Origin of the sequence: Amycolatopsis sp. PS_44_ISF1 (assembly GCF_032335455.1) — a bacterium.
Taxonomy (GTDB): Bacteria; Actinomycetota; Actinomycetes; order Mycobacteriales; family Pseudonocardiaceae; genus Amycolatopsis.
In genome coordinates this window covers 3,279,685-3,305,829 of the sequence record NZ_JANUXO010000001.1, presented here as the reverse complement: position 1 = coordinate 3,305,829, position 26,145 = coordinate 3,279,685, and the positions used below count along the sequence as shown (strand labels likewise).

Here is a 26,145-nt window from a genome sequence, read left to right as displayed (position 1 = left end):
GTCCGGCCGGTCGTCGATCGGGGGACATCGGTGGGCGAAACCGCGAGGGTGCGCGACATCCTGGCCGTCCGCGAGTTCCGGGCGGTCTGGCTGGCCGAGGCGCAGTCCGTGCTGGGCGATCAGCTCGCCCGGGTCGCGTTGTCCGTGCTGGTGTTCCAGCGCACCGGCTCGGCGGCCTGGCCCGCGCTGGCCTACGCGCTCACCTACCTGCCGGACCTGGCCGGCGGCCCGCTGCTCGGCGGGCTGGCCGATCGGTTCCCGCGCCGCACCGTGCTGGTGACGGCGGACCTGCTGCGCGCGCCGCTGGTGGCGGTGCTGGCCGTCCCCGGACTGCCGTGGCCCGCGCTCGCCGTGGTGCTCGTGGTGGTGCAGCTGGCCGGCGCGCCGTTCTCCTCGGCCCAGGCCGCGGTGGTCCCGGTGGTGCTGGACGGCTCCCGGTACGTGCTCGGCCAATCGCTGCTGAAGCTGACCAACCAGGTCGGCCAGCTCGCCGGGTTCGCGCTCGGCGGGGCGGTCATCGCGTTGATCGGGGCGGGCTGGGGGCTGATCCTCGACGCGTTGAGCTTCGGCGTCTCGGCGGTGGTGCTGGCCCTGGGGGTCCGCTCGCGGCCCGCAGCCGATGTCCGCGAAGCGCGCGTTTCCACGCTGCGGAGGCTGGCGGCCGGGGCCGGCACGATCCGGCGCGACCCGCGTCTGCGCGTGCTGGTGGGGCTGGCCTGGCTGGCCGGGTTCGTGATCGTGCCGGAGGGGCTGGCCGTGCCGTACGCGGCGGAGATCGGCGGCGGTCCGGCGGTGGCGGGGCTGCTGCTCGCGGCCCATCCGGCCGGGATCGCGATCGGCGTCTTCGCGCTCGGCCGCTGGGTGCCGGACGCGGTGCGGCTGCGGCTGGCCGGTCCGCTCGCGGTCGGCGCCGTGGTGCCGTTGCTGGGCTACGCCGCCGAACCCGGGCCGGGCGTGACCGTGGTGCTGCTGCTCGTCTCCGGGGGCTGCGCCGCCTACCAGGTGACGGCGAGCACGACGTTCATGCGGCTGGTCCCGGACGCCGAGCGGGGCCAAGCCTTCGGCCTCGCCGGCTCGGGCCTGATCGCCGTGCAGGGGATCGGACTGATCGCCGGTGGGGCGGCAGTGGCCGGCTTGGGGTCACCCTCGGTGACCATCGCGGTGATCGCGGCGGCCGGGGTGGTCACCGCGGTCCCGGTCGCGCTCGCCTGGCGGCGGGTGTACCGCAGCGTGCCGAGCTGAACGGGAGCCGCGGCCCACGCGTCGTTTCACCAGTTCTGCCCGCGCATCTGCGCCACCCCCTCTCCCGGTTCGGCCCGGTTCGCCGATCGCCGAAGGCGCCTCGGCCGCCGCCATCGGTACCCGGACAGCCGAGTGACAGCGAGTATTCAGGTAGCTACAGTGCTCTGGTGGCCGGGGGCACACCTTCAGACGGGAACCCGATGACGGATCCGGGTGGTCCGTGCGAAATTCACCGGGTCAGGATCACCGGAACCGGCCGCTGGGCACTATGGCGGTTACCGAACCGAGGCCTGATCGCCTTCGTTCTGCTGGCCGAGGCCGCCGCGCTGGCCGGCGCGCTCGGGTCCGCCTGGGTCGATCCACCCGGCCGGGCCGAGGTGTTCCCCACGCTGGCCCTGATCGGCTGCGTGCTGCTGCACACCGAGCTTTCGCGTCCGGTGGAGCAGCTTCGCGAGCAGTTCGCCGGCACCCCGCACATCAGTCTGGACACCGTGTGGACCTTCGCCGCGGTGCTGCTGCTCCACCCGGCGCTGGCCGCGCTGGTCATCTCGGTCTCGTTCCTCTACCGCTGGCTGCGCGGCCGTCCGACCCCGTTGTTCCGCCGCGTGTTCTCGGCCGCGGCCACCGTGCTCTCGGGCTACGCCGCCGCGGCGGCACTGGCCGCGCTGACCACGGTCCCGTTCGCCTCGGCGACGCGCGAGCTCACCGAGTTCGGCGCGATCACCCTGGCCGGAGCGGTGTTCCTGGCGGTCAACACCGCGCTGATGACGGTGGCCGTCTACTTCGGCTCCCCGCACGAGCGGCTGCGCGAAGCACTGGCCTCGCCGGAGGAGTACGGGCTCGAAGCCGCGACCATCGGGCTGGGCGTGCTGCTCGCGTGGGCGCTGGCGGACTGGCCGGTGGCGCTGCTGCTGGTCGTCGGGATCACCCTGTCCCTGCACCGGAACGTGCTCGTCCACCAGTTGCGCCGCCAGGCCCGCAGCGACGCGAAGACGGGTCTGCTGAACGCCGCGGCCTGGCACGCCGCCGCGGCCGGGGAGCTGGCGCGCGCCGCGCGGGCCGGGCGCACGACCAGCGTGCTGATGCTGGACCTGGACCGGTTCAAACGGGTCAACGACCGCCACGGCCACCTGGTCGGCGACCGCTACCTGCTGGCCGTGGCCGACACGCTGCGCACCGAGGTCCGCGCGGGCGACCTCACCGGCCGGTTCGGCGGTGAAGAGTTCGTGGTGCTGCTGCCCGGCACCGCGCCCGTCCACGCGCACGCCATCGCCGAGCGCATCCGCGGCCACATCGCCGCGCAGACCGCGGGACTGCCGGAGCCGATCACCGTCTCGATCGGGCTGGCCGCGGCCCCACCGGCCACGGTGGCCGACGTCGACGCCCTCCTCGAAGCCGCCGATACCGCCCTCTACGCGGCGAAGCACGCGGGGCGCAACCGGACGGCGGGGCACCGGCAGGCGGGATGAGCCCGCTCCCCGGGCGGCCCCGGTAGTCTTCGCGGCCTGACCACGGAAGGGGGACGCGGTGGCTGACGAACCGGCGATGGGCCTGTACGGGCTGACGAAGCGCTTCGGGACCAAGCTCGCGGTGGACGAGGTGCGGCTGGAAGTGCCGAAGGGGTCGTTCTTCGGGCTGGTGGGGCCGAACGGCGCGGGCAAGACGACCTCGCTGTCGATGGCGGTCGGGCTGCTGCGCCCGGACGCCGGCCAGGCCCGGGTGTTCGGCGTCGACGTCTGGCGCGAGCCGGAGCGGGCCAAGGGCCTGATCGGCGTGCTGCCCGACGGGTTGTCCGTCCCGGAGCGGCTGACCGGGCGGGAACTGCTGACCTACATGGGACTGCTGCGCGGGCTCCCCCCGGAGACGGTGGCCGAGCGGGCCCAGGAGCTGCTGGGCGTGCTGGAGCTGCTCGACGCCGAGCGCACGCTGGTCATCGACTACTCCGCGGGCATGCGCAAGAAGATCGGCCTGGCCATGGCCCTGCTGCACGGACCGCGCCTGCTGGTGCTCGACGAGCCGTTCGAGGCGGTCGACCCGGTGTCGGCCTCGACCATCCGCACGATCCTGCAGCGGTTCGTCGGCTCGGGCGGCGCGGTGGTGCTCTCCAGCCACGTGATGGCGCTGGTCGAGCAGTTGTGCAGCCACGTCGCCGTGATCACGCGCGGGCGGGTGGTGGCCTCGGGTCCCGTCGGCGAGGTCCGCGGCGAGGGCAGCCTGGAGGACGCGTTCGTGCACCTCGTGGGCGGGCACACCGGCGGAGCGGAAGGACTGTCGTGGTTGGCGTCCTCGTCCGACTGAAGCTGCGCGTCCTGCGCAATTCCCTGCGGGGCCGCCAGCTCGCGGGCATGCTGATCGGCGGCGGGTTCGGGCTGCTGGCCGCGGCGGGCACCATCGTGCTGGCGATCGCGCCGGTCCACGGTCCACAAGTGACAGTCGACCTGATGACCTCGGTGTACGCGGTGTGGGTGCTGGGCTGGGTGCTCGCGCCGATCGCCACCGGCGGCGGGGACGACACGCTGCGCCCGGAGCACTTCTCGCTGCTGCCGATCGGCCGCCGCAAGCTCGCCGTCGGCCTGCTCGCGGCCAGTTTCGCCGGGGTGGCGGCGGTGGTGAGCCTGTTCGCGTTCCTCGGCCTGTTCGTCTACGGCGTGCGCCTCGGCGTGGCCCCGGCGTTGTTCGGGCTCGGGTTCGCGCTGCTGCAGCTGGCCTTCGCGGTGCTGCTCTACCGGGTGGTGATGGCGGCGCTCGGCGCGCTGCTGACCTCGCGCAAGGGCAAGGAGCTGGGCATCGTCCTGGTCGCGCTCACCGGATTGTCCGGGGTGGCGCTGAACTACGCGGTGAACAGCCTGGGCCCGGCCATCGCGAACGGGACCGTGCCCGGTTTCACCGGGGTGGTGCACGTGCTGCCCTCGGGCTGGGGCACGATCGCCGTGCGCGCGGCCGCCGACGGCTCGTGGGGCACGGCCTTCGGCTTGCTCGCGGCGATGATCGCGGTGCTCGCGGTGCTCTTGGCCGCCTGGGGCGCGCTGCTGGCCCGGCGCGTGACCACACCGTCGTTCAACGGCGCTTCGCGGGCGCGCGGGAAGGCGCCGGAGGCGAAGACCGGGCGCCGCATCCTGCCCGCCACGCCCGTGGGAGCGGTGGCGCGCAAGGAACTCCGGACGTGGTGGCGGGACGCGCGCCGCCGGGTCGCCCTGCTCTCGACGTTGATCGTCGGCCTCGTCGTCGCCGTGGTGCCGGCGCTTTCGGGCGGCAGCCAACCGGTGATGGTGCCCTACCTCGGCGTCGCGGTGATCTTCTTCGCGTGCCTCCAGTCGGGCAACCTCTACGGCTTCGACGGCAGCTCGCTGTGGCACACGCTGGTCGTGCCCGGCGCCGAGCGGGCCGACGTCCGCGGGCGGCAGCTGGCCTGGGCCCTGATCGTCGCGCCGGTCTCCCTGCTGCTGGCCGCGGTGCTGCCGGGCGCGCTGGGCAAGCCGGGCGCCTACCCGTGGGTGCTCGGCCTGGCCCCGGCGCTGCTGGGCGCGGGAGCCGGGGTGCTGATGCTGCAATCGGTGTTCCTGGCCTTCCCGCTGCCGGACCAGCGGCGCTCGTCGAGCCCGTGGTCCTCCGGCGGCCGGCCCGGCTGCTCCCGCGTGCTGCTGATGTTCGCGACGATGCTGCTCATGGTCGTGGGCGTGCTGCCGGTGCTGGTGCTGGGCATCGCCGGCGCGGTCGCGGACCTGCCGGTGCTGCAGTGGCTCGGCGTGCCGGCCGGCGTCGCCACGGGCGCGCTGCTCGCCTGGTGGTGGGGTGCCATCGCCCAGCGCCGGCTGGCGACCCACGGCCCGGAGCTGCTGGCGACGGTGAGCAAGGAGCGTTAGGTGGAGGCGGGGCCGCTCACGGCCCCGCCTCAGTTCAGGTGCCGGGCGAAGAACCGGTCCCCGTCGTCGGCTTCGAACTGCGGGACTCCGGTGTGCCCGCCCAGGTTGGCGTGCAGCGTCTTCTCCGTCGTGCCGAAGGCGTCGAACAGGTCGAGGGCCTGCTGCCGGTCGTTGCCGTGGTCGTCCCACTGCAGCAGGACCAGCAGGGGGATGTCGACGTTGCGGGCCTCCTCGAACGTCACCCGGGGCACGAAGCTCCCGGCGAACAGCACGGCGGCCGCGAGACGCGGCTCGGTCACCGCCAGCCGGGTGCCGATGGCGATCACGCCGCCCGCGTAGCCGACCGGTCCGCCGATCCCGGGCCGCGCGAGGAGCGCGTCCAGGAGGGCCCGCCATTCCGGGACCGCCCGGTCGGCCAGCGGGAGGATGAGCCGGTCGACGAGGTCGTCCCCGACCGGTGTCCCGGCCCGCAACGCCTGGCGCAGGTCCGCGCGGGCCTGCTCGACGACGGCGATCGGGGGCCGGTCGCCGCTGCCGGGCAGCTCGATCGTGGCCGAGGCGAACCCCCTGGCCGCGGCGCTCCGGGCGCGGGCCACCAGCCGGGGGTACATCCGGTCCAGCCCGCCGGGGTGGCCGAGCAGGATCAGCGGGGCCGGTGCGGGGCCGGGTGTCCGGGTTTCGGGTGTCCACAGGATCCCGGGGACCTCGCCCAGGGTGAACCGGCGTTCGAGGACCCCGTGTTCGAGGTGCTGCTCAGTGGTGAACCGCATGGCCCCCCTCACCGGTCAGCCGCCGCAGCGCGGCCAGGGTCTCGTCGATCACGGCCGGGAGGCCCGGCTCGCCGTGCTGGTCGAGCCAGCGGGTGACCGCGATCCGGAACGCGGTCACCGCGACCTCGGCCGCCAGCCGCGCGGTCAGCCCGTCGACCCCGCGCCGGCGGAAGCCCTGCTCCACGGCCTCCGCCAGCAGGGCGAACTTGCGCAGCTCACGCTCGTGCAGGGCGGGTTCGGCGTCGATCACGCTCCGCCGGCGCAGCAGGTATTCGAGGCTGCGGCCCTCGAAGATCCTGACCGCGACCCGGGGCAGGCCCTCGGTGATCAGCGGCATCGGGCCGAGCGCGGGCGGGGCTTCGGCCATGAAGCCGGCCACCCGCTCGGGCACCGCCTCCTCCTCGGCGAAGAGCACCTCGCGCTTGTCGGCGAAGTACCGGAAGAACGTGCGGGTGGTGAGCCCGGCCCGCGCCGTGATCTGCGGCACGGTGGTCTCGGTGTAGCCCTGCTCGAGGAAGAGGTCGAGCGCGGCCCGCTCGAGCCGTTCCCGTGTGCCTGGCTGCCATCGACCCATGCGGCCGAGTCTAGTGATGACACGACGTGTCAGGTCGTGCCATAGTGATGACATGACATGTCATGACAACGGGAGGCAGCCATGACGGGTGCGATCTGGGTGCTCGGCGCGACCGGACGGGTCGGCCGGCCGGCGGTGGAGCGGCTGCGCCGGGCGGGCGCCGAACTGGTGGTGACCGGGCGTGATCGGGAGCGGCTGGCCCGGGTGAGTGCGGGTGCCCGGGTGGTGGCCGGCTCGCTCGACGAGGTCTGCGCGCGGCTGGCCGCGGAGGAGCCGGCCGTCGTGGTGAACACGGTGGGCCCGTTCGCGGTCACGGGGCCGCAGGTCGTGCGAGCCTGCCCGCCCGGCACCCACTACGTCGACGTCGCCGACGAGCTGAGCGCGTTCGAACTGCTCCACGGGATGGACCAGGACGCGGTGGCGACCGGCCGAACCCTGGTCTCCGGGGCGGGCTTCGGCGTGCTCGCGACCGAGGCCATCCTGCTGCACCTGCTGGCGGGCCGGGAAAAACCCGCGCGGGTGCGGGTCGACGCCGTGGCGTCCGTCGCGACCGAACCCGGCGCCCTCGGCGAAGCACTGGCCGCCACCATCGTGAGCTCGTTGCTCGACGGTGGCCGCGAGGTCCGGCAGGACCGGCTGGTCCGGACTCGCGCCGGCCGGGACGCCGAGCGGTTGACCACGCCCGAGGGCGACGTGGTCACCACCGCCGCCCTGGGCACCGGCGAGCTCTTCGCGGCCTGGCAGGCCAGCGGCGCCCCGTCGGTGATCGGCGCTTCGGCCCTCGCCCCGGCCAACCCGGTCGTCCGGGCCGCGATGCCCGCGCTCGGCACCCTGCTGCGGCTGCCCGGTCTGGCGGGCTTCGTCACCCGGCGGCTCGCCCGCGTCACCGCGAGCACGGCCGAGGAGCGCCCGCGCCGTTCGTCCTGGGGCCGCGCGCGGGTCGAATGGCCGTCCGGCCAGGTGCGCGAGGGCTGGCTGCGCACCGGCGAAGCCATGGCGTTCACCGTCGGCGCCCTGACCGAGGTGGCGCTGCGCCTGTCCAAGGGCGAGGGCCGGCCCGGCGCGTTCACCCCGGCCCGGCTCTTCGGCCCGGACGTGGCGCTGGCCGCCGGCGCCGAGTTCGTGACCGACCCGGGTGACGCCGGGAGCTGAGGGACGCGGCGCCGCGTGGTGGTCCGTCCTCAGCTCAGGTCCGGCGGCGTGGTGGCGAGCAGGCGCGGGTCGGGCTCCTCGCCGGACTGGGCCAGCAGGCCGGCCACCGCGCGGCCGAGGGTGAGCAGGTCACGGGGATTCTTCTTGTCCAGCCCGCCGATCAACTGCTTGAGCACGGTGAGCTGGTCGAAGTAGATCCGCTCGGTGACCAGGTTCTCCTCCTCGTCGAACAGGAAGTAGGCCGTCATCCGGGTGCGGTGCTTCGACCCGGTCGGCGGAATCCGGCCGAGGCGACCGAGGTGGGTGCCGAGCAGCCAGAACTCCACGATCACGGCGTCGGCGCTGTGCCGGATCGCGATGATCTCGTGGCTCTGGTCCGGGAAGGCGACGCGGGTGTCGTGGTAGTAGTCCCGCACCTCGCGGTCACCGTCGTGCACGGTCATCGACGCGATCAGCTCGTAGTGCGGGTGCGGGAAGGTGGACAGGGTCTGGTCCCAGTCCTGCCGGACCTCGTCGGTGAAGTGGTCGAGGACGAGCTTCTGCCGCGCCCGCAGCACTTCCTCGGACGGAAAGGTGAAGGTGGACAAGGGATTCTCCTCGGTCGGCGGGGCCCATAAATCCTACGCCGTAGGAATAATACCTACGGTGTAGGATTTGTCCACCGGCTCCGAGGAGGAGGTCCCCATGGTCGACGGCAAGCCCCGGCGCGGACGCCCGGCCGGCGGAAAACCGGTGCTCACCCGGGAGCGCATCGTCACCGGTGCGTTGGAACTGGCCGAGCAGGAGGGCCTCGAAGCCGTCACCATGCGGGGGCTGGCCCGGCGGCTGGGCGTCGACGCGATGAGCCTGTACCACCACGTCGACAACCGGGACACGCTGCTCGACCGGATCACCGAACACGTGCTCGTCGGCGTCGAACTCCCGTCCCCCACCGGCGCTCTCCGTGCGGACGTGCACGCGATGGCCCAGGCGTTCCGCCACGTCGCGCTCCGGTACCCCCGCTGCGCGCCGCTGGTCCTGACCCGGCAACTCGGCACGTTCGCGGCACTGGCCCCGGTCGAGACGGTCCTGTCCGTGCTGCGCGACGCGGGGTTCCCGCCCACCTCCGCCGTGCACGCCACCCGTTCGGTGCTGGCCTTCGTGATCGGCAGCCTGCTGCGCGAGGTCTCGGCCGGCCCCACCTTCAGCGGCGCCGACCGGGATGGCGTCGAACGGCGCCGGGCCGAGCTGGAGACCGCCGGCCTCCCGCGCGTGGCCGAGGCCGCACCCCACCTGGCGGTCTGCGATCACGAGGAGGAGTTCGCCTTCGGGCTCGACCTGCTGGTCGACACCCTGCAGCGGCGAGCCGCAACGTGAAACGCCGGCTGGAGGCAGACCTGGCGGCCACCCCGGTTCCCCCGGTCTTGACCAGCGTCGTGCGGTTGTGGCGGGAAAACGGCGAGCCCCCGCAACCGGCTTCGCGCTGGCCCCGCGGTCCCTGGCTCGAGCAGTTCCCCGGCCAGCGCTCGTTCCTCACCACCCTGCCCGAGGCGGTCGATCGAGCCGAGGCCACCCGTCACGCGGCCCGCGCGACCACCCCGGAGGGCGCCGAACAGGCCTTCCTGGTCTCGATGATCTGGGGCTACGGCCGGGTCGGTTACGGCCCCTGGCGCACCGCGCGGGTACTGGCCGAGAACCCGCACGCGCCCGGGCGGCTGGCCGAAGTGGCGCTGGTCGCGCGGGAACACGGCGGCCCGGCGGCGTTCCGCGAGCTGTCCGGCCGCCCGCTGCGGTACCTGGGAGTGGCTTTCGGCACCAAGTACCTGCGGTTCGTCACCGCCGCCCAGTACGCCGGCGGCGCCGGTGCCCCGATCCTGGACGCGGTCGTCCGCCGCTGGCTGGCGACCCACACCGGCCTGCGCCTGCACATCGACGGCTGGCGACCGGCCGTCTACGACCGGTACGTGGCCCTGCTGACGTCGTGGGCCGTGGAACTCGGCCTGGACGTGGACACCGTGGAGGAGCTGATCTTCCGCTCGGCCATCAGCCGGGAACGCTCGGCGCAGTGGGCCGAGCGATGGGCCGCGCCCGCCGAGCCCGCGGCCGCGCCGTCGCCCGGGCAGCAGGCGCTGGCCACGCTCCTGGAACTCGAGCAGCAGTTCGACACCGCCGACCCCGAGCTGGCGCGCGAAGCCCGGCACCACCTGGACGAGCTGGCGCGGATCATCCGGCGCGGCTGGGCCGGGTGAGGCCGCCGCCGGGCCCGAAGACCCGGCGACGGCCGGTCCGCGGCGCCTAGGTGCGGTAGCGGAAGAGGATCCGCCCGCGGCTCAGGTCGTACGGGCTCAGCTCCACCAGCACCCGGTCGAACGGCATGATCCTGATGTGGTTGCGCCGGATCTTCCCGCTGATGTGCGCCAGCACCTTGTGCCCGTTCTCCAGCTCCACCCGGAAAGTGGCGTTGCGCAGGCATTCGAGGACCGTGCCCTCGACTTCGATCCCCGCCGTGGTGGCCATCAGCGCCGCACCAGTTCCAGGTTGCTGCCCGCCCGCCGGCCGCCGACGCCATCGAACAGGGCCACCGCCGCCGCGTTGGATTCGTTCACCTCGGCCAGCGCCGAGGGGTGACCGTCGCGGTGCAGCGAACCCAGTACCTCGGCCAGCAGCGCGCGGGCCACGCCCCGGCGGCGGCGGTCCGCGCGGACCGCGATCAATCCGATCCGCGGCAACCGGAACGCGAGCACCCGCGCCAGCGCGACGTACTGTCCGGCCTCGGCCGCCACCGCGTACTTCGACGGGTCGACCACGGTGTCGCGGTCCGGGCGGACCAGGATCTCGGCGGGCATCTCGTGCCAGCCGACGGCCGCTTCGACCTCTTCACGGATCACCCGGTCCACCGCTCGTAGCGGGGCCTCCTGCGCTTCACCGACGGGCAGCACCGTCACGCCGGGCGGTGGCAGGAGCGGACCGAGCCCCGTGCTCCGGGGATCGGTCGGCACGAGGTAGTCCCATTCGCGGCGCCGGACCGTGAAACCGGCGCGCTGCCACTGCGCCGTCAAATCGGTGTCGGCCTCGTCGACCACTGTGTACAACGGTTTGGGCAGTTCGGCCAGCATCGCCTCGGCGAGCTGGTCGAAAACCTCGCGGTGCCACGCGTCGACGCTGACGAACAGCCGCCCGTCGGGCCGTGGCGAGGCTTCGGCGCGGCCGACCACGCGGTCGTCGTCGAGCGCGTGCCAGAGCCGCTCCGAGACCCGGGTGACCGGCCCGGCGTGCTCGCCGGGGCCGGCCGGGAAGTGCGGGAATTCCATGGGATGACGCCTTTCGGGAGTGCTGGTTCGAAGCGCTCCCGGCGACGGCTACGTCGATCGCCCGACCGTGACGGCGACGGGGAGCACCCGTGCAGATGCAGCGTTCACGGGTCTCACCTCCTCGTCCGGGGTCACGGTCGAGCGCACGGTAGCCGGGTGGGCGGGGCGCCGTCGATCGCTTTTTCGCGGGCCGCCGGTGCTTGCCGGTTTTTGTCGGTGCCTGCCGGTACCTTCGGGGGCATGGCAACACTGGTGACGTTCCACGCCCACCCGGACGACGAGTGCATCAGCACGGGTGGCGTGATGCGCAAGGCCGCGGACGAGGGGCACCGCGTCGTGCTCGTCGTGGCGACGCGGGGCGAGGTGGGCGAAGTACCCGAAGGGTTCCTCGACGAGGGTGAGCAGCTGTGGGAGCGGCGGGTCCGGGAGACCCACGCGGCGGCCGAAGTGCTCGGCGTGAAGCGTGTGGAGTTCCTGGGCTACCGCGACTCGGGCATGATGGGCGAGCCGACGAACGACGCGCCGGGCACGTTCTGGACCGCTTCGGTGGAGGAGGCGGCCGGGCGGCTGGCCACGATCCTGCGCAAGGAGTCCGCCGACGTGCTCACGGTGTACGACGACTACGGCGGCTACGGCCACCCCGACCACATCCAGGTCCACCGCGTCGGCACCCGCGCCGCCGAGCTGGCCGGCGTCACCCGCGTCTACCAGGCCACGATGAACCGCGACCACATGATCCGCGGTATGAAGCAGGCCGTCGAAGCGGGCGAGCTGCCCGCCGAGGCCCTGCCCGACCTGGACGACGCCCGCATGGGCAAGTCCGAAGCCGAGATCACCGCCGCGGTCGACGTCACCCCCGGCCTGACCGCCAAGCGCGCCGCGATGCGCGCCCACGCCAGCCAGATCAGCGAGGACTCGTTCTTCCTGGCCCTGCCGGACGAGCAGTTCCGGCTGGCCTTCGGTACCGAATGGTTCATCCGCGAGGGCCACGGCCCGGGCATCACGGAAACGGACATCATGGCCGGTTCGTGAGGCACCCGCCTCGTCGGTGAAGCCGCCCGGAAAATCGTGGATGCTCGCCTGCGGCCACCACCTCGCCCGCGGCCGTCCCGCGCGAGCCCACGGTGCGAATGCTTGCCCTGCTCGGCGCCCGGGCACCGGAGCCGAGCCGGGAGGCGCACGGGCGGTCGGGTTTCGCACAGGGCGGGCAGGCTGTGCGCTGAAGCAGGCAAACAGGGCACCACGCGCCGGGATGCGCCGTGGGGGACAAGGTGCACCCGGAGGAGTTGGGCCGCGGGCAGGCGGACGCGGGCACCGTGGCGGCCGAAGTATGCGCGGCAAGCAGGTTGCGCCGTGTCGGACAGGCTGCGCCCAAGCAGGCGGACGTGGGCCGGGGCAGGCGGGCTGTGCGCTGAAGCGAGCGTGCGTATGCGTGAGGGCGGGCAGGCTGAACGCAGGGCGGACAAGGTAGGCCGGAGCGGACGGGCGTGTGCGCCGGGACGGCAAGGCGTGTGCGTGCCGGAGCGGGCGGGCGTGTGGCCAGGGCAGCTGGGCATGTGCGTGCTCGAGCAGGCGCGGGCGTGTGCGCCGGGACGGCCGGGCGGGTATGCGCCGGAGCAGGCTGCGTACCGGAGCGGGCGGGCGTGTGGCCAGGGCAGCTGGGCATGTGCGTGCTCGAGCAGGCGCGGGCGTGGGCGCCGGGACGGCCGGGCGGGTGCGCGCCGGAGCAGGCTTGGTGCCGGAGCGAACGGACGTGTGCGCCGGGGCTACCGGGGTGTACGTGCCGGAGCGAACGGACGTGAGCCGGGGCGGGCGGGCGGGTGCGCGGTGGAGAGGCTGTGGGCCAGGCGTGGGCCGGGGCGGGCGGTGTGCGGGGCGGGGCGGTGAGTGCGGTTGGATCGCCCCCGGCGGCAAGTAGGTCCCCAGCGGCGGGTCAGTCCCACCGGTGGGTAGGTCCCCGCGGCAGGTCGGTCCCACCGGGGGGGTAGGTCTCCGCGGCAGGTAGGTCTCCGCGTCGGTTCGGTTCCGGCGGCGAGGTCGGTCACGGCGGCGGGCCGGTCACGGCGGCGGGGCCGGGCCGATGGGTTGCCGGAGCCGCGGTTCGGGATCCGGCCCAGCCCCGGCGCGGCCCAGCCCCACCCGACCTGGCCCCACCCGGCCCCACCCGGCCCGGCGCGGCCCGGCGCGGCCCGGCCCGGCGCGGCCCGTACGAGTGAGCGGGCCGCGCGGTCAGACCATCGGGCAAGCCGGGTCGCCGGTGCTTGCCAAGGTGCGGGTCCGGGCCTCAGGCTCCGGGCAGCCGAGGCACACGGAGGGGAAGATGCACCGCACAGTCGACTGGGTGGACGGGGCCGTCGAGATCATCGACCAGGTCGCTCTGCCTGGGCAGTATCGCCGGCTTTCGCTGCGGACCGTCGACGAGCTGGTCGACGCCATCCGGCGGCTGGCGGTGCGGGGGGCGCCGGCGCTGGGTGGGGCGGGGGCGCTCGGGGTGGCGCTCGCGGCGTTCGCCGGTGGGGACGTGCGGGCGGAGGCCGCGCGGGTGGCCGGGGCGCGGCCCACGGCGGTGAACCTCAGCTGGGGGGTGGCCCGGGCGCTGGCCAAGCTCGACGGCGGGCCCGAGGCCGTGCTGGCCGAGGCGCTGGCCGTGCTGGACGAGGACGAGCGGCTCAACCGGGCCGCGTCCGCGCACGCGGCGGAGGTGGTGCTCGAGGCCTGCGGGCGGCGGCCGTTGCGGTTGCTCAGCCACTGCAACGCCGGGCATCTTGCGACCGTCGCCTGGGGCACCGCGCTCGGCGTCGTCTGGCAGCTGCACGAGCGGGGGCTGGTGGAATCCGTGCTGGTCGACGAAACCCGTCCGTTGCTGCAGGGCGCGCGGCTCACGGCGTGGGAGCTCGCGCAGGCCGGCGTGCCCTACCGCATCCAGCCCGACGGGGCGGCGGCCGCCGCGATGGCGCGCGGGCTGGTGGACTGCGTGCTCGTGGGCGCCGACCGGATCACCGCGAACGGGGACGTCGCCAACAAGATCGGCACCTACGGGCTCGCCATCGCCGCCGCGCACCACGGGGTGCCGTTCGTGGTGGTCGCACCTTCGTCCACTGTGGACGAGTCGCTGGCCACCGGCGCGGACATCGTCATCGAGGAACGCGCGGCGGGCGAGCTGACGGACTTCGGCGGCACGCGGGTGGCCCCCGAAGGGGCCGAGGTGTTCAACCCGGCGTTCGACGTCACGCCCGCCGCACTGATCACCGCCGTGGTCACCGAACACGGCGTCCGCGTCCCCACGGCCTAGAACGGCCCCGGCGATCGGCCGACGCACCCGGCAACGCCGAGGTCCGGTGCCGGTTGCCGACGTGATCAAGGCCAACGCTCAGCGGATTCCGTTGGCGGACAAGAAAAACGTTCCTGCCACTGCCCTTGGGACCGGGCGCCGGGCAGACGATCTGCCCAAGGGCGGGGAAGACCAAGCCCGCCATCGACACCCCGGCCGACCTTGCCGCAGACCAAGAACGCCGACTGCCACCCACCCGAGGCGCTCGGCTGGGCTAACCCCAGCCGAGCGCCTCAGCGACGGCCATCCGACCCCTCGGGTGGCGATGGGCCCGGAAACCCGGGGCCGGGCGCTACGGGCGGGGCCCGACCACCTCCGTGCCCGCGGTGACCGTGATGGCCATCGCCGGGCAGGAGTCCGCGGCGTCCAGCACGGTTTCGTCCTCCCCGACGGTCTCGGTCAGGGGGTGGGCGACCGCGCCGTTCAGCTCGAAGACCTCGGGCATCAGCGACGCGCACATCCCGGAGCCGATGCAGGTGTGCTCGTCGACCTCGACGTGCCAAGCCATCGTGTCACCATCCGATCGGCATCGACCGCGGTCCGCGGACGAGCATCTGGGTTTTCCACACGATATCGCCGATCACGTGCAAGTCCGGCATCTCGCGGGTCAGCGCCTTGAGCGCCTCCTGCAACTCCAGCCGGGCCAGCGGCGCGCCCAGGCAGTGGTGCACGCCGTGGCCGAAGCCGAGGTGGTGGTTGTCCACCCGGCCCAGCGTCAGGCCTTCGGCCTCGGTGAACTGCAGCGCGTCGCGGTTGGCCGCGCCGATCGCGACCAGCACCGGCTCGCCCGCCTCGACCAGGACGTCCCCGACCTCGACGTCCTCGGTGGCGTACCGGGCGAACCCGGCGCCGGCGCCGAGCGGCACGAACCGCAGCAGCTCTTCGACGGCGGTCGTGATCAGCTCCGGTTCGGCGCACAGCTTCTCCCACTGCCCGGGCTCGTCCAGCAACGCGTAGACGAAGTTCGGGATCTGGCTCGCCGTGGTTTCGTGCCCGGCCACCAGGATGCCAACGCACAGGTCCACCAGCTCCAGCTCGCTCAGCCGGTCCTTGACGTCGCGTGCCTCGATCAACGCGGTCATCAGGTCGTCCTGCGGCTCGGCGCGGTGCTCGGCGATGAGCCCGGCCATGTACGCGCGCAACTCCTCGCGGTTGCGCTCGGACTCCTCCGCGGTGAGGCCGCTGGTGGTCAGCGCGGCGTCGCTCCACACCCGGAAGCGGGGCCGGTCGGCGGTCGGGACGCCGAGCAGCTCGCAGATCACGGCCACGGGGATCGGCAGCGCGTACGCGTCGACCAGGTCGGCCGGCGGCCCGGCCGCCTTCATGTCCTCGACCAGACCCTGGGCCAGCTCGGCCACGCGCGGGCGCAGCAGCTCGACGCGGCGCATGGTGAACGCCTTCGCCACCAGCGTGCGCAGCCGGGTGTGGTCCGGCGGGTCCATCATCAGGATGCCGCCGGGGCGCCGGTGCGCGGTCATCCGCGGCTCGTCCTTGAACTCGGCCATCGCGCGGGAGAAGCGGCGGTCGCCCAGCACCAGACGGGCGTCGGCGTACCTCGTGGCCAGCCAGGCGTCCGCGCCGTGCGGCATCCGGACCCGGATCATGCCTTCGGCTTCGCGGGCGGACCGGTAGGCCGCGTTGAGCGCGAGCCCCGCCTCCTCGTTGAACGGGTAGGCGAGCGGTTCGCTGTGTGTGGTGGTCATGCGGAGAACTCCCGATCTACTGGAAAGTCCAGTTTGTAAGCACCTGCTTACAACGCTACCGATGGTGACCGAGCGCGTCAATGCGCTCACGGGGTGCAGCCCGGTTAACCTCGTCGCGAACGGAGGTGGCATGACCGGAGAACCGCAGTCGCGCAAGCGCGACGCGGCGGCGACGAAGGCCGCCTTGCTGGACGCGGCCGAGGAGTTGTTCGCCGAGCGCGGCTTCGACCGCACGACCGTGCGCGACATCGCGAAGCGGGCGGGCGCGAACCAGGCCCTGCTGTTTCGCTACTTCGGCTCCAAAGAGGCCCTGTTCGGCATCGTGATGGCCCGCGGCGGCCTGGCCCAGCTCCAGGCGACGCCACCGGAGCAGCTCTTCGAAACGACGTTGCGCTCCCTGCTCGAGCCCTCGGACGAGGGCTACTCCCACCGTTCGCTGGAGACCTACCTGCGCTCGACCGGCAGCAGCGGCGCGGCCACCGCGATGCGCGAGCGGGTCGGTGAGGAGTACGCGCGGGTGCTGGCCACCCTCACCGATCAGCCGGACGCGGAGCTGCGCGCCGACCTCGCCCTGGCCTGGCTGCTGGGCATCGGCCTGGTCCGCTCCGTGACCGGCAAGGAGCCGCTGGCCGGGGCCGGGACCGAGGCCGTCGTCCGGCTGGTGGGGCCGGCGGTGGCGACCCTGCTGGAGCACAACGATCCGGTGCAGCCCGCGCGTCCCCCCGCCGCCGGGACCGGCTGACCCGGACCGTGTCCTCGAAACCGGGGTGGCGCGCCCCTCAGTGGCACCCCTCAGCGGGGCCCGTCCTGGTCCCGCAACCCCTGCCGCAGCAGCTCCGCCAGGTGCACCGCGCGCCGGCCCGACTCCTGCTCGATCTGGGTGCGGCAGCTGAATCCGTCCGAAAGCACCACGGCCGAGTCCGGGGCCGCGCGCAGGGCGGGCAGCATCCGGTCCTCCGCGACCGCGCGTGACACCTGGTAGTGCCCGCGCTCGAAGCCGAAGTTGCCGGCCAGTCCGCAGCAGCCGGAGTCGAGCGTCGTGTTGCGGACGCCCGCGGCGGCCATCGCGGCCTCGTCCGCGGCGAAGCCCAGCACGGCGTGCTGGTGGCAGTGCACCTGCGTCACCGTCTCGACGTCCAGCGAAGCCTTGAGCGGCTCGGGCGCGTCGGCCAGCAGCTCGGCGAACGTGCGGGTGCGCGCGGCCAGCAGCCCGGCCGTCGCGTCGCCCGGGAGCAGAGCGGCCAGGTCACCGCGGAACAGCGCGGTGCAGCTCGGTTCCAGACCGGCCACCTCGTAGCCGGCTTCGAGGTAGGGCCGCAGCACCTCCAGGGTTCGCCGCAGCACCGACCGGGCCACCTCCAGCTGGCCGGTGGAGACCCAGGTCAGTCCACAACAGACTCCCCGGTCCGGGAGCACCACGTCGTAGCCCGCGGCGGTGAGCACCTCCGCGGCGGCGTCGAGCACGCCGGGGGTGAGGTAGTTGTTGAACGAGTCCGGCCACAGCAGCACCGGGCGCGGACCGCTCGCCCAGCGGCGCAGGTCCGCGCGCGCCCGGGTGAACGGCACCGTCGCGAACTCCGGCAGCGCCCGTTCCGCCGCGAGGCCGCCCACCCGCTTCAGCGCGGCCGAGGCCCAGCGACGGCGCGAGAGGAAGTTCGCCGCCCGGGGGGCGAGCGCGGCCCCGCGCAACCACAGCGGCAGCCAGCCCATCGAGTAGTGCGAAGCCGGGCGCAGGCGGCCGCGGTAGTGCTGGTGCAGGAACTCCGCCTTGTAGGTGGCCAGGTCGACGTCCACCGGGCAGTCCGAGAGACAGCCCTTGCACGACAGGCAGAGGTCCAGCGCCTCGGCGACCTCTTCCGAGCGCCAGCCGTCCCCGATCACCTCGCCGTTGACCATCTCGGCCAGCAGGTGCGCACGTCCGCGGGTGGAGTGCCGCTCCTCGCGGGTGACGCGGTAGCTCGGGCACATCACGCCGCCGCCACCGGTGTTGCGGCACTTGCCGACCCCGACGCAGCGGCGCATCGCCTGCCCGAAACTGCCCTGGTCCTCCGGGTACCCCAGCACCGTGACGTCTTCGAGGGCCAGCGGCGCCCGCCGCACCCGCAGATCGGCGTCCACCGGCCGCGGGTCGACCAGGATGCCCGGGTTCATCCGGCCCCCGGGGTCGAAGATCGCCTTGAACCGGCCGAACAGGGCGATCATCTCCGGGCTGTACATCCGCGAGAGCAGCTCCGAACGGGCCTGCCCGTCGCCGTGCTCGCCCGAGAGCGAGCCGCCGTGCGCCGCGACCAGGTCCGCGGCCTCTTCGACGAAACCGCGGAAGTCCGCGATGCCCGGCGGCGAAAGCAGGTCGAAGTCGAGGCGCAGGTGCAAGCAGCCTTCGCCGTAGTGGCCGTAAACCACGCTTTGGCGGCCGTAGCGGGCCATCAGCTCCTTGAACTCGCGCAGGTACGAGCCGAGCCGCTCGGGCGGTACCGCCGCGTCCTCCCAGCCGGGCCACGCCTCCGAACCGTCGGCCAGCCGGGTCGCCAGGCCCGCGCCCTCCTCGCGGATGCGCCACAGGCGGCGTTGCGCCACGGGATCGTCCAGCACCACCGAACCGGTCAGCGCGGCGTCCAGCGAAGCCGCCAGCGCCCGGGCCCGCCCGGCCGCCTCGTCCGGTGACTCCCCCGCCAGCTCGACGAACAGCCAGGCGCCCCCCGGCGGCAGGCCGTCCGCGCGGCCGGGCTCCAGCAGCGCCACGAGCCGGGCGTCCACCCCCTCCACGGTCAGTGGCGACCACGGCAGGATCTGCGGCACCGCGTCGGCGGCCGCGATGTCCGAGCCGAAACCGAGCACGGCCAGCACCCGGTGCCGGGGCAGCTCGGCCAGCGCCACGGTGGCCTCCAGCACGGTCACGCAGGTGCCTTCGCTGCCGACCAGCGCCTTGGCCAGGTCGAAGCCGTTCTCCGGCAGCAGGTGTTCCAGCCCGTACCCGGACACCCGGCGCGGCCAGGTGGAGAGTTCCCGGCGCAGCAGCGCGAGGTTGTCCCGCACCAGCGCGCGCAGCTCGGTGAACACCCGGCCCTCGGTGCCCGGCCGCGCCGCGCGTTCATCCACTTCGGACGGTGTGGCCGGGCCGACGGTGAGCCGGGTGCCGTCGTAGAGCAGCACGTCGAGCTCCCGCACCACGTCCACGGTCCGGCCCCAGGCCACGGAGTGCGAGCCGCAGGCGTTGTTGCCGATCATCCCGCCGAGGGTGCAGCGGCTGTGCGTGGACGGATCGGGCCCCAACCGCAGTCCGTGCGGCGCGGCGAGCGCCTGCAGGTCGTCCAGCACGGTGCCGGGCGCGACCCGCGCGAGCCGGGCCGCGGGGTCGAGCCAGCGGACGCCGTGCACGTGCCGGGAGGTGTCCACCACGAGGCCCGGGCCGCACGCGTTGCCCGCGACACTCGTGCCCCCGCCGCGCGCCACCACCGGCAAGCCGCGCTCCCGCGCCGCGGCGACGGCGGCGACCACGTCGTCCACCGTCTCCGGCAGCACCACGCCGAGCGGCACGTGGCGGTAGTTGGAGGCGTCGGTGGTGTACAGGGCGAGCGTGGCGGTGTCGGTGAGGATCTCCACCCCACCATTCAAGACACCCGCCCCGGCCACCGCGAACGCGACCCCGGCGCGAGTGGGCCCGATGCCGCCGGGGCGGGCCGGCTTCACCCCACAGAACATCGGAAATGCGGGGATTCACGCTGTTTCGGCGTGAAACTGTCGGTGGTCTGCGTTTCACTGGACCAGGAGAGCGAGGTACTGGCATGACCGTCGAACCGACCGACGTCGAGGACATCCCGCTGAGCTACCGCGAACGGGCCACCCTGGCCGCAGTGGCCGCGGGCCGGGCCCAGATCAGCTTCAGCTGCGAGCCCGATCTGTTCGTGGACGGGCTGAGCTGCTGCGACCAGAGCGCCATCCGCCGGCTGGTCCGCCTGGGCCTGGTCGAACCGGCCACCGCCGGGCCGCGCGGCCAGCGGGTCGCGGCCGTGCTGACCACCGCCGGAGTGGGGGCGTTGCCCGCGGCGGGAGTGGTGGCGTTGCCCGCGGCGGGTGCGATGGCGCTGCCTGCGGCGGGTGCGGTGGCGTTGCCCAGCGCGGATGCGGTGGCGCTGCCCGCGGCGGGTGCGGTAGCGCAGCCCGCAGCCGGAACGGTGGCGTTGCCCAGCGCGGATGCGGTGGCGCTGCCCGCGGCGGGTGCGGTAGCGCAGCCCGCGGCCGGAGCGGTGGCGTTGCCCACCGCGGCAGGTGCCATCGTGGCCGTCTGAGGAAGACCCGGCAGGCTCGCGCGACCGGTTCCGGCCGGTACCGCCGGGTGGACGCCTTCCCGAAGAATGAGGGGCTGCCCTTGCGCCCCTTCCCGGCCTGGCCGGAGGGCACGAGACGGCCGAGGGCTCCGTGCTCGGGATGCGCCACCGCGCCAGCACCCGCGCCGCGCCGCGCCCGTTCACCCCCCGGCCGCACCCGTCAGGGCTCGTTGCCGAGTGGGGTGGTGCCGCCGGGGCCGGGTCAGGCCGAGCGCACCCATTCCTCCCCCAGCGGGGTCAGCACCGCTTCCCCGCCGGTCAGGTCGGCCAGCCAGGTCGCGAACTTCTCGCCCTCGTCCGCGCCGAGGCCGATCCGGAAGTGGGCGGCCGTGTCGAAGCGGGTCTCCTTCACCGGGTACGAGGACGAGCGCAGGTCGTTCTCCAGCCGGCCGGCGCGGGTGTAGTCCACCTCGACCTCGACCAGGCTCAGCCGCCGGTATTCGACCACCCCGACCGCGTCCAGGGCCTCCGACACGGCCTGCCCGTACGCGCGGATCAGCCCGCCCGCGCCCAGCAGCACCCCGCCGAAGTGGCGGGAGACCACCGCGACCGTGTCGGTCACCGAGCGGCGGCGCAGGACCTCCAGCATCGGGACGCCCGCGGTACCGGCCGGCTCGCCGTCGTCGCTGGAGCGCTGGGTGCGGCCGTCCGGGCCGAGGACGAAGGCGTGGCAGTGGTGCCGGGCCGCCGGCTCGGCCCTGCGGCGGGCCGCGATCACCTCGCGCGCGGCGGCTTCGCCGGTCACCGGGGCGAGGGCGCAGAGGAAGCGGGAGCGCCGGATCTCGACCTCGTGCTGCCCCGGACCCGGCACGGACAGATAACGATCAGTCATCGACGGCTCGCCTCATGCGGTCAGTCAACCACCCGCCCGGCCCGTTCAGCCACCCGGCCGGCCCGGCGTTTTCGCAGGTCGGAGGCCACACCTTCCGCTCACCGGGAGGGCTCGCCCGGCATATGGGAACACCCCGGGGGCCGTCAACGTGCGCGTGGCATTTCCCACCCGGGCGCGGCGACGTATGTCGATTACAGCGAATTCACACTATCGTCATAAGACCCGGCGAACCCGGGAGTAACACCACGAGCCCGGCCCGCCCCCCACCACACCGGCTGGCCGCACCCAGCCCGTGGTCGCACCGACTCGTGTCCGGCCGCCCGACGCCGTGCGGCCCCAGGAGGACGGCCCGCCGACGAGTCCTCGGGCGGGTGCGTTCCTTCTTCGACTGTTTCTCGACTGACCATCGCGGTTCCGGACCACTTCGTTAACCGGTTCAGTGTCGAACCACCCGATGGAGTGAGTACCGGGCGCGCCAACGCCTTGGGAGGCGGCCAGCCGTGACCCACCGTGCCAGTTCCGATTCCAGCCCACCGGCCCCCGAGGGTCTGTACGACCCCGCTTACGAGCACGACGCCTGCGGGGTCGCGTTCGTCGCCGACCTCGCCGGCCGCCGAGATCATCAGATCGTGGCCCAAGCCCTGGTCGCGCTCAGGAATCTGGAGCACCGCGGGGCGCGAGGCGCCGAACCCGACACCGGTGACGGCGCGGGCCTGCTGATCCAGGTGCCCGACGCGTTCTACCGCGAGGTCGCCGGCTTCCCGCTGCCCGAGCCGGGCGCTTACGCCGTCGGCACCGCTTTCCTGCCCCAGGACGAAAAACGCCGCGGCCGCGCCATGACCACCATCGAGCGGATCGCCGCCGAGGAGGACATGCGCGTGGTGGGCTGGCGCGAGCTGCCCGTCGACCCCGCGCACTGCGGGCCCACCGCGGCCGAAACCATGCCCCACTTCACGCAGCTGTTCCTGGCCGGGCGCCGGCACAACCGCGAAGGGCTGGCGCTGGAGCGCGCCGCCTTCTGCGTGCGCAAGCGCGCCGAGCACGAACTGGCCGAGGACAGCGGCGAACCGGCGGTCTACTTCCCGTCCTTGTCCTCGCGCACCATCGTCTACAAGGGAATGCTGACCGAGGGTCAGGTCGAGCGGTTCTTCCCCGACCTGACCGACGAGCGCGTCACCAGCGCCATCGGCCTGGTGCACTCCCGCTTCTCCACCAACACCTTCCCGTCGTGGCCGCTCGCGCACCCGTACCGGTACGTGGCGCACAACGGCGAGATCAACACCCTCAAGGGCAACCGCAACTGGATGGACGCCCGCGAGGCGCTGCTGGAGACCGACCTCGTCCCCGGCGACCTCGGGCGCCTCCACCCGGTGATCACCCGCGGCGCCAGCGACTCCGCCTCGTTCGACGAGGTGCTCGAACTGCTGCACCTGGGCGGGCGCTCGCTGCCGCACTCGGTGCTGATGATGATCCCGGAAGCCTGGGAGAACCACCAGGAGATGGACCCTGCGCGCCGGGCCTTCTACGAGTTCCACTCCACGCTGATGGAGCCGTGGGACGGGCCCGCGCTGGTGGCGTTCACCGACGGCACGCAGATCGGCGCGGTGCTCGACCGCAACGGGCTGCGCCCCGGCCGGTACTGGGTCACCGAAGCCGGGCTGGTCGTGCTGGCCAGCGAGGTGGGCGTGCTGGAGCTCGACCAGTCCACGATCGTCCGCAAGGGACGGCTCGAACCGGGGCGGATGTTCCTGGTCGACACGGCCGAGGGCCGGATCATCGAGGACGAGGAGATCAAGGGCGAGCTGGCCACCGCGCACCCGTACGACGAATGGGTCGACGCCGGGCTGCTGCGCCTGGACGACCTGCCCGAGCGCGACCGCGAAGTGCCGTTGCACGCCGCGCTGGTGCGGCGCCAGCAATCCTTCGGCTACACCGAAGAGGAGCTGGAGACCATCCTCGAGCCGATGGCCCGCACCGGCGCGGAGCCGATCGGCTCGATGGGCAACGATTCGCCGCTCGCGCCGCTGTCCACCCGCTCGCGGCCGCTGTTCGACTACTTCATCCAGCTCTTCGCCCAGGTGACGAATCCGCCGCTGGACTCGATCCGGGAGGAGCTGATCACCGCGCTCGGCACGCAGATCGGCGCGGAGCCGAACCTGCTCGACGCCGGGCCCGCCTCGTGCCGCCGGATCGCGCTGCCGTTCCCGGTGCTGGACAACGACCAGCTCGCGAAGCTGGTGCACGTCAACGACGACGGCACGCTGCCGGAGTTCCAGGCGGTCACCGTGCTCGGCCGGTACGACGTGCACGGCGGCGGTGCGGCGCTGGTGCAGCGGCTCGACGAGATCCGCGCCGAGGTGTCCGAGGCGATCGAGGACGGCGCGCGGCTGATCGTGCTGTCCGACCGCGGCGTCGACGAGGACCACGCCGCGATCCCGTCACTGCTGCTCACCGGCGCGGTGCACCACCACCTGGTCCGGGCGAAGACGCGCACGCAGGTCGGCCTCATCGTCGAAGCGGGCGACGCGCGCGAGGTGCACCACATCGCGCTGCTCGTCGGGTACGGCGTGGCCGCGGTCAACCCGTACCTGGCGATGGCGACGGTGGAAGAGATGGCGCACCGGGGACTGATCCCGGGCGTCACCGGCAAGCAGGCCACGGCGAACCTGATCAAGGCGCTGGGCAAGGGCGTGCGCAAGACGATGTCCAAGATGGGCGTCTCCACCGTCGCCTCCTACACCGGCGCGCAGATCTTCGAGGCCGTCGGGCTGGGGGCCGAAGTGGTCGACACCTGTTTCACCGGAACCACTTCACGCCTGGGCGGCATCGGGTTCGACACCATCGCCGAGGAGGTCGAGCAGCGCCACCGCCGGGCCTTCCCGGCCGACGGCGTCCGCCCGAGCCACCGCGAGCTGGAGACCGGCGCGGACTACCAGTGGCGCCGCGAGGGCGAGCCCCACCTGTTCAACCCGCAGACCGTGTTCAAGCTGCAGCACTCCACGCGCAGCGGGAGGTACGAGGTCTTCAAGGAGTACACGAAGGCCGTCGACGACCAGTCGGCGAAGTTGCAGACGCTGCGCGGGCTATTCGACTTCAAGCCGGGCGAGCGCCGAGCCGTGCCCATCGACGAGGTCGAGCCGGTTTCGGAGATCGTCAAGCGGTTCGCCACCGGCGCCATCTCCTACGGCTCGATCTCGATGGAGATGCACCAGACGCTGGCCATCGCGATGAACCGGCTGGGCGGCAAGTCGAACACCGGGGAGGGCGGCGAGGACGCCGAGCGGCTCTACGACCCCGAGCGGCGCTCCGCGGTGAAGCAGGTCGCTTCGGGACGCTTCGGCGTCACCAGCGAGTACCTGGTCAACGCCGACGACATCCAGATCAAGATGGCGCAGGGCGCGAAGCCCGGTGAGGGCGGGCAACTGCCCGGCGCGAAGGTGTACCCGTGGATCGCCCGGACGCGGTACTCGACCCCGGGGGTCGGCCTGATCTCCCCGCCGCCGCACCACGACATCTACTCCATCGAAGACCTGGCCCAGCTCGTCCACGACCTCAAGAACGCCAACCCGGCCGCGCGCATCCACGTGAAGCTGGTGTCCGAGGTCGGGGTCGGCACGGTCGCGGCCGGGGTGTCCAAGGCCCACGCCGACGTAGTGCTGATCTCCGGCCACGACGGCGGGACGGGCGCCTCCCCGCTGTCTTCGATCAAGCACGCGGGCGGCCCGTGGGAGCTGGGCCTGGCCGAGACGCAGCAGACGCTGCTGGCCAACCGGCTGCGCGACCGGATCGTGGTGCAGACCGACGGCCAGCTCAAGACCGGCCGGGACGTGGTGGTCGCGACGCTGCTCGGAGCCGAGGAGTTCGGGTTCGCGACCGCGCCGCTGGTGGTCTCGGGCTGCATCATGATGCGCGTGTGCCACCTCGACACCTGCCCGGTGGGCGTCGCCACGCAGAACCCCGAGCTGCGCGAGAAGTTCAGCGGCAAGGCCGAGTACGTGGTGAACTTCTTCCGGTTCATCGCCCAGGAGGTGCGGGAGTACCTGGCCGAGCTGGGTTTCCGGTCCATCGCCGAAGCCGTGGGCCACGCCGAGGTGCTCGACAAGCGCAAGGCGGTGGAGCACTGGAAGGCGGCCGGGCTCGACCTTTCGCCGATCTTCCACGTGCCCGCGCTGGCCCCGCGCGCGGCCCGCCACCAGCAGGTGGCGCAGGACCACGGGCTGGACAAGGCGCTGGACAACACGCTGATCCAGCTGGCCGAGGGCGCGCTGTCGGCCGGGGACAAGGTGCGCCTGGAACTGCCGGTGCGCAACGTCAACCGCACCGTGGGCACCATGCTCGGCTCCGAGCTGACCAGGAAGTGGGGCGGCGCGGGCCTGCCGGACGACACCATCGACGTCACCTTCACCGGCACCGCGGGCCAGTCGTTCGGCGCGTTCGTGCCGAAGGGCATCACGCTGCGGCTCTACGGGGACGGCAACGACTACGTCGGCAAGGGCCTGTCCGGCGGGCGGCTGATCGTGCGCCCGGACCGCAACTCGGTGATCGCCGCCGAGGAGCACATCATCGCGGGCAACGTGATCGGCTACGGCGCCACCAGCGGGGAGATCTTCATCCGCGGCAAGGCCGGGGAACGGTTCTGCGTGCGCAACTCCGGCGCGCTGGCGGTGGTCGAAGGCGTGGGCGACCACGGCGTCGAGTACATGACCGGCGGCCGGGTGGTGGTGCTCGGCGGGATCGGGCGCAACTTCGCGGCCGGCATGTCCGGCGGCATCGCCTACGCGCTCGACCTGCCGGTGCACCGGGTGAACCCGGAGATGGTCGACATCGACCCGCTCGACTCCGAGGACACCGACTTCCTGCGCGAGACCGTGGAGAAGCACTACAACGAAACGGAGTCCGCGGTCGCGCGCGAACTGCTCGCCGACTGGGACGCCGCCGTCGACCGCTTCGGCAAGGTCATGCCGAAGGACTACAAGCGCGTGCTCGCCGCTCAGGTGCAGGCGGAGCGGGACGGGCGCGATGTGAACGAGGCGATCATGGAGGCCGCTCATGGCTGACCC

General features: G+C 73.3%; 21 protein-coding genes. 12 read left to right on the top strand and 9 right to left on the bottom strand.

Annotation, left to right across the window (positions count from 1 at the left end):
• Positions 1-30: 30 nt before the first annotated feature.
• The 4 genes from NYF13_RS14760 to NYF13_RS14745 all read left to right on the top strand — a co-directional run bounded on the left by NYF13_RS14760 (position 31) and on the right by NYF13_RS14745 (position 5,105).
• Entirely contained in the window at positions 31-1,242 is a 1,212-nt protein-coding gene (locus NYF13_RS14760; protein WP_315657013.1) for an MFS transporter, read from the top strand.
• Between the two features lie 200 nt (positions 1,243-1,442).
• Complete coding sequence (locus tag NYF13_RS14755; RefSeq protein ID WP_315657012.1) at positions 1,443-2,711, top strand: GGDEF domain-containing protein; 1,269 nt, start codon at positions 1,443-1,445, stop codon at positions 2,709-2,711.
• 58 nt (positions 2,712-2,769) lie between these two features.
• Positions 2,770-3,540, top strand: coding sequence for an ABC transporter ATP-binding protein (locus tag NYF13_RS14750; protein ID WP_315657010.1), 771 nt, complete (start codon positions 2,770-2,772; stop codon positions 3,538-3,540).
• Positions 3,516-5,105, top strand: a complete 1,590-nt coding sequence (locus NYF13_RS14745; protein WP_315657008.1) for a hypothetical protein — start codon at positions 3,516-3,518, stop codon at positions 5,103-5,105. The genes NYF13_RS14750 and NYF13_RS14745 overlap by 25 nt, the downstream gene beginning before the upstream one ends.
• 29 nt (positions 5,106-5,134) lie before the next feature.
• Here the strand turns inward: NYF13_RS14745 and NYF13_RS14740 are convergent, their stop codons facing one another.
• On the bottom strand, positions 5,135-5,875 hold the full coding sequence (locus tag NYF13_RS14740; protein ID WP_315657006.1) for an alpha/beta hydrolase: 741 nt from the start codon (positions 5,873-5,875) through the stop codon (positions 5,135-5,137).
• On the bottom strand, positions 5,859-6,449 hold the full coding sequence (locus tag NYF13_RS14735; protein ID WP_315657004.1) for a TetR family transcriptional regulator: 591 nt from the start codon (positions 6,447-6,449) through the stop codon (positions 5,859-5,861). The genes NYF13_RS14740 and NYF13_RS14735 overlap by 17 nt, the downstream gene beginning before the upstream one ends.
• Before the next feature lie 81 nt (positions 6,450-6,530).
• On the opposite strand from NYF13_RS14735, the gene NYF13_RS14730 reads away from it, so the two are divergent.
• Positions 6,531-7,601: a saccharopine dehydrogenase NADP-binding domain-containing protein gene (locus tag NYF13_RS14730; protein WP_315657003.1), complete on the top strand. Its 1,071-nt coding sequence runs from the start codon at positions 6,531-6,533 to the stop codon at positions 7,599-7,601.
• Positions 7,602-7,630: 29 nt separating this feature from the next.
• On the opposite strand, the gene NYF13_RS14725 is transcribed toward NYF13_RS14730, so the two are convergent.
• Positions 7,631-8,188, bottom strand: coding sequence for an ester cyclase (locus NYF13_RS14725; RefSeq protein WP_315657002.1), 558 nt, complete (start codon positions 8,186-8,188; stop codon positions 7,631-7,633).
• 67 nt (positions 8,189-8,255) lie between these two features.
• Between NYF13_RS14725 and NYF13_RS14720 the strand changes: the two genes are divergently transcribed.
• Both NYF13_RS14720 and NYF13_RS14715 read left to right on the top strand, forming a co-directional pair.
• On the top strand, positions 8,256-8,957 hold the full coding sequence (locus tag NYF13_RS14720) for a TetR/AcrR family transcriptional regulator C-terminal domain-containing protein (protein ID WP_315657001.1): 702 nt from the start codon (positions 8,256-8,258) through the stop codon (positions 8,955-8,957).
• Complete coding sequence (locus NYF13_RS14715) at positions 8,954-9,829, top strand: hypothetical protein (RefSeq protein WP_315656999.1); 876 nt, start codon at positions 8,954-8,956, stop codon at positions 9,827-9,829. The genes NYF13_RS14720 and NYF13_RS14715 overlap by 4 nt, the downstream gene beginning before the upstream one ends.
• 46 nt (positions 9,830-9,875) lie before the next feature.
• On the opposite strand, the gene infA is transcribed toward NYF13_RS14715, so the two are convergent.
• Positions 9,876-10,097, bottom strand: coding sequence for a translation initiation factor IF-1 (gene infA / locus NYF13_RS14710; RefSeq protein ID WP_315656998.1), 222 nt, complete (start codon positions 10,095-10,097; stop codon positions 9,876-9,878).
• Entirely contained in the window at positions 10,097-10,891 is a 795-nt protein-coding gene (locus NYF13_RS14705; protein ID WP_315656997.1) for a GNAT family N-acetyltransferase, read from the bottom strand. Before NYF13_RS14705 ends, infA begins: the two co-directional genes overlap by 1 nt.
• A gap of 240 nt (positions 10,892-11,131) precedes the next feature.
• Between NYF13_RS14705 and NYF13_RS14700 the strand changes: the two genes are divergently transcribed.
• On the top strand, positions 11,132-11,923 hold the full coding sequence (locus NYF13_RS14700; RefSeq protein WP_315656996.1) for a PIG-L family deacetylase: 792 nt from the start codon (positions 11,132-11,134) through the stop codon (positions 11,921-11,923).
• Positions 11,924-13,211: 1,288 nt separating this feature from the next.
• Positions 13,212-14,183 carry an S-methyl-5-thioribose-1-phosphate isomerase gene (gene mtnA, locus NYF13_RS14695; RefSeq protein WP_315656995.1) on the top strand — a complete coding sequence of 324 codons (972 nt, stop codon included), beginning with the start codon at positions 13,212-13,214 and terminating at the stop codon, positions 14,181-14,183.
• Positions 14,184-14,514: 331 nt separating this feature from the next.
• Here the strand turns inward: mtnA and NYF13_RS14690 are convergent, their stop codons facing one another.
• Together NYF13_RS14690 and NYF13_RS14685 are read right to left on the bottom strand one after the other, a co-directional pair.
• Complete coding sequence (locus NYF13_RS14690) at positions 14,515-14,730, bottom strand: ferredoxin (RefSeq protein ID WP_315656993.1); 216 nt, start codon at positions 14,728-14,730, stop codon at positions 14,515-14,517.
• Between the two features lie 4 nt (positions 14,731-14,734).
• Complete coding sequence (locus NYF13_RS14685; protein WP_315656992.1) at positions 14,735-15,925, bottom strand: cytochrome P450; 1,191 nt, start codon at positions 15,923-15,925, stop codon at positions 14,735-14,737.
• Positions 15,926-16,055: 130 nt separating this feature from the next.
• Here NYF13_RS14685 and NYF13_RS14680 point away from each other — a divergent pair, with 130 nt between their 5' ends.
• Positions 16,056-16,667: a TetR family transcriptional regulator gene (locus NYF13_RS14680; protein WP_315656991.1), complete on the top strand. Its 612-nt coding sequence runs from the start codon at positions 16,056-16,058 to the stop codon at positions 16,665-16,667.
• 50 nt (positions 16,668-16,717) lie between these two features.
• Here the strand turns inward: NYF13_RS14680 and NYF13_RS14675 are convergent, their stop codons facing one another.
• On the bottom strand, positions 16,718-19,528 hold the full coding sequence (locus NYF13_RS14675; protein ID WP_315656989.1) for an FAD-binding and (Fe-S)-binding domain-containing protein: 2,811 nt from the start codon (positions 19,526-19,528) through the stop codon (positions 16,718-16,720).
• A gap of 182 nt (positions 19,529-19,710) precedes the next feature.
• Here NYF13_RS14675 and NYF13_RS36700 point away from each other — a divergent pair, with 182 nt between their 5' ends.
• Positions 19,711-20,214 (top strand): hypothetical protein, encoded by a 504-nt coding sequence (locus NYF13_RS36700; RefSeq protein ID WP_396287165.1) that lies wholly within the window; start codon positions 19,711-19,713, stop codon positions 20,212-20,214.
• A gap of 241 nt (positions 20,215-20,455) precedes the next feature.
• Here NYF13_RS36700 and NYF13_RS14665 read toward each other — a convergent pair whose 3' ends face one another.
• Positions 20,456-21,085 (bottom strand): YigZ family protein, encoded by a 630-nt coding sequence (locus NYF13_RS14665; protein ID WP_315656988.1) that lies wholly within the window; start codon positions 21,083-21,085, stop codon positions 20,456-20,458.
• A gap of 500 nt (positions 21,086-21,585) precedes the next feature.
• Between NYF13_RS14665 and gltB the strand changes: the two genes are divergently transcribed.
• A complete protein-coding gene (gene gltB / locus NYF13_RS14660) occupies positions 21,586-26,142 on the top strand; it encodes a glutamate synthase large subunit (RefSeq protein ID WP_315656986.1) in 4,557 nt (1,518 codons plus the stop codon).
• Positions 26,143-26,145 lie beyond the last annotated feature (3 nt).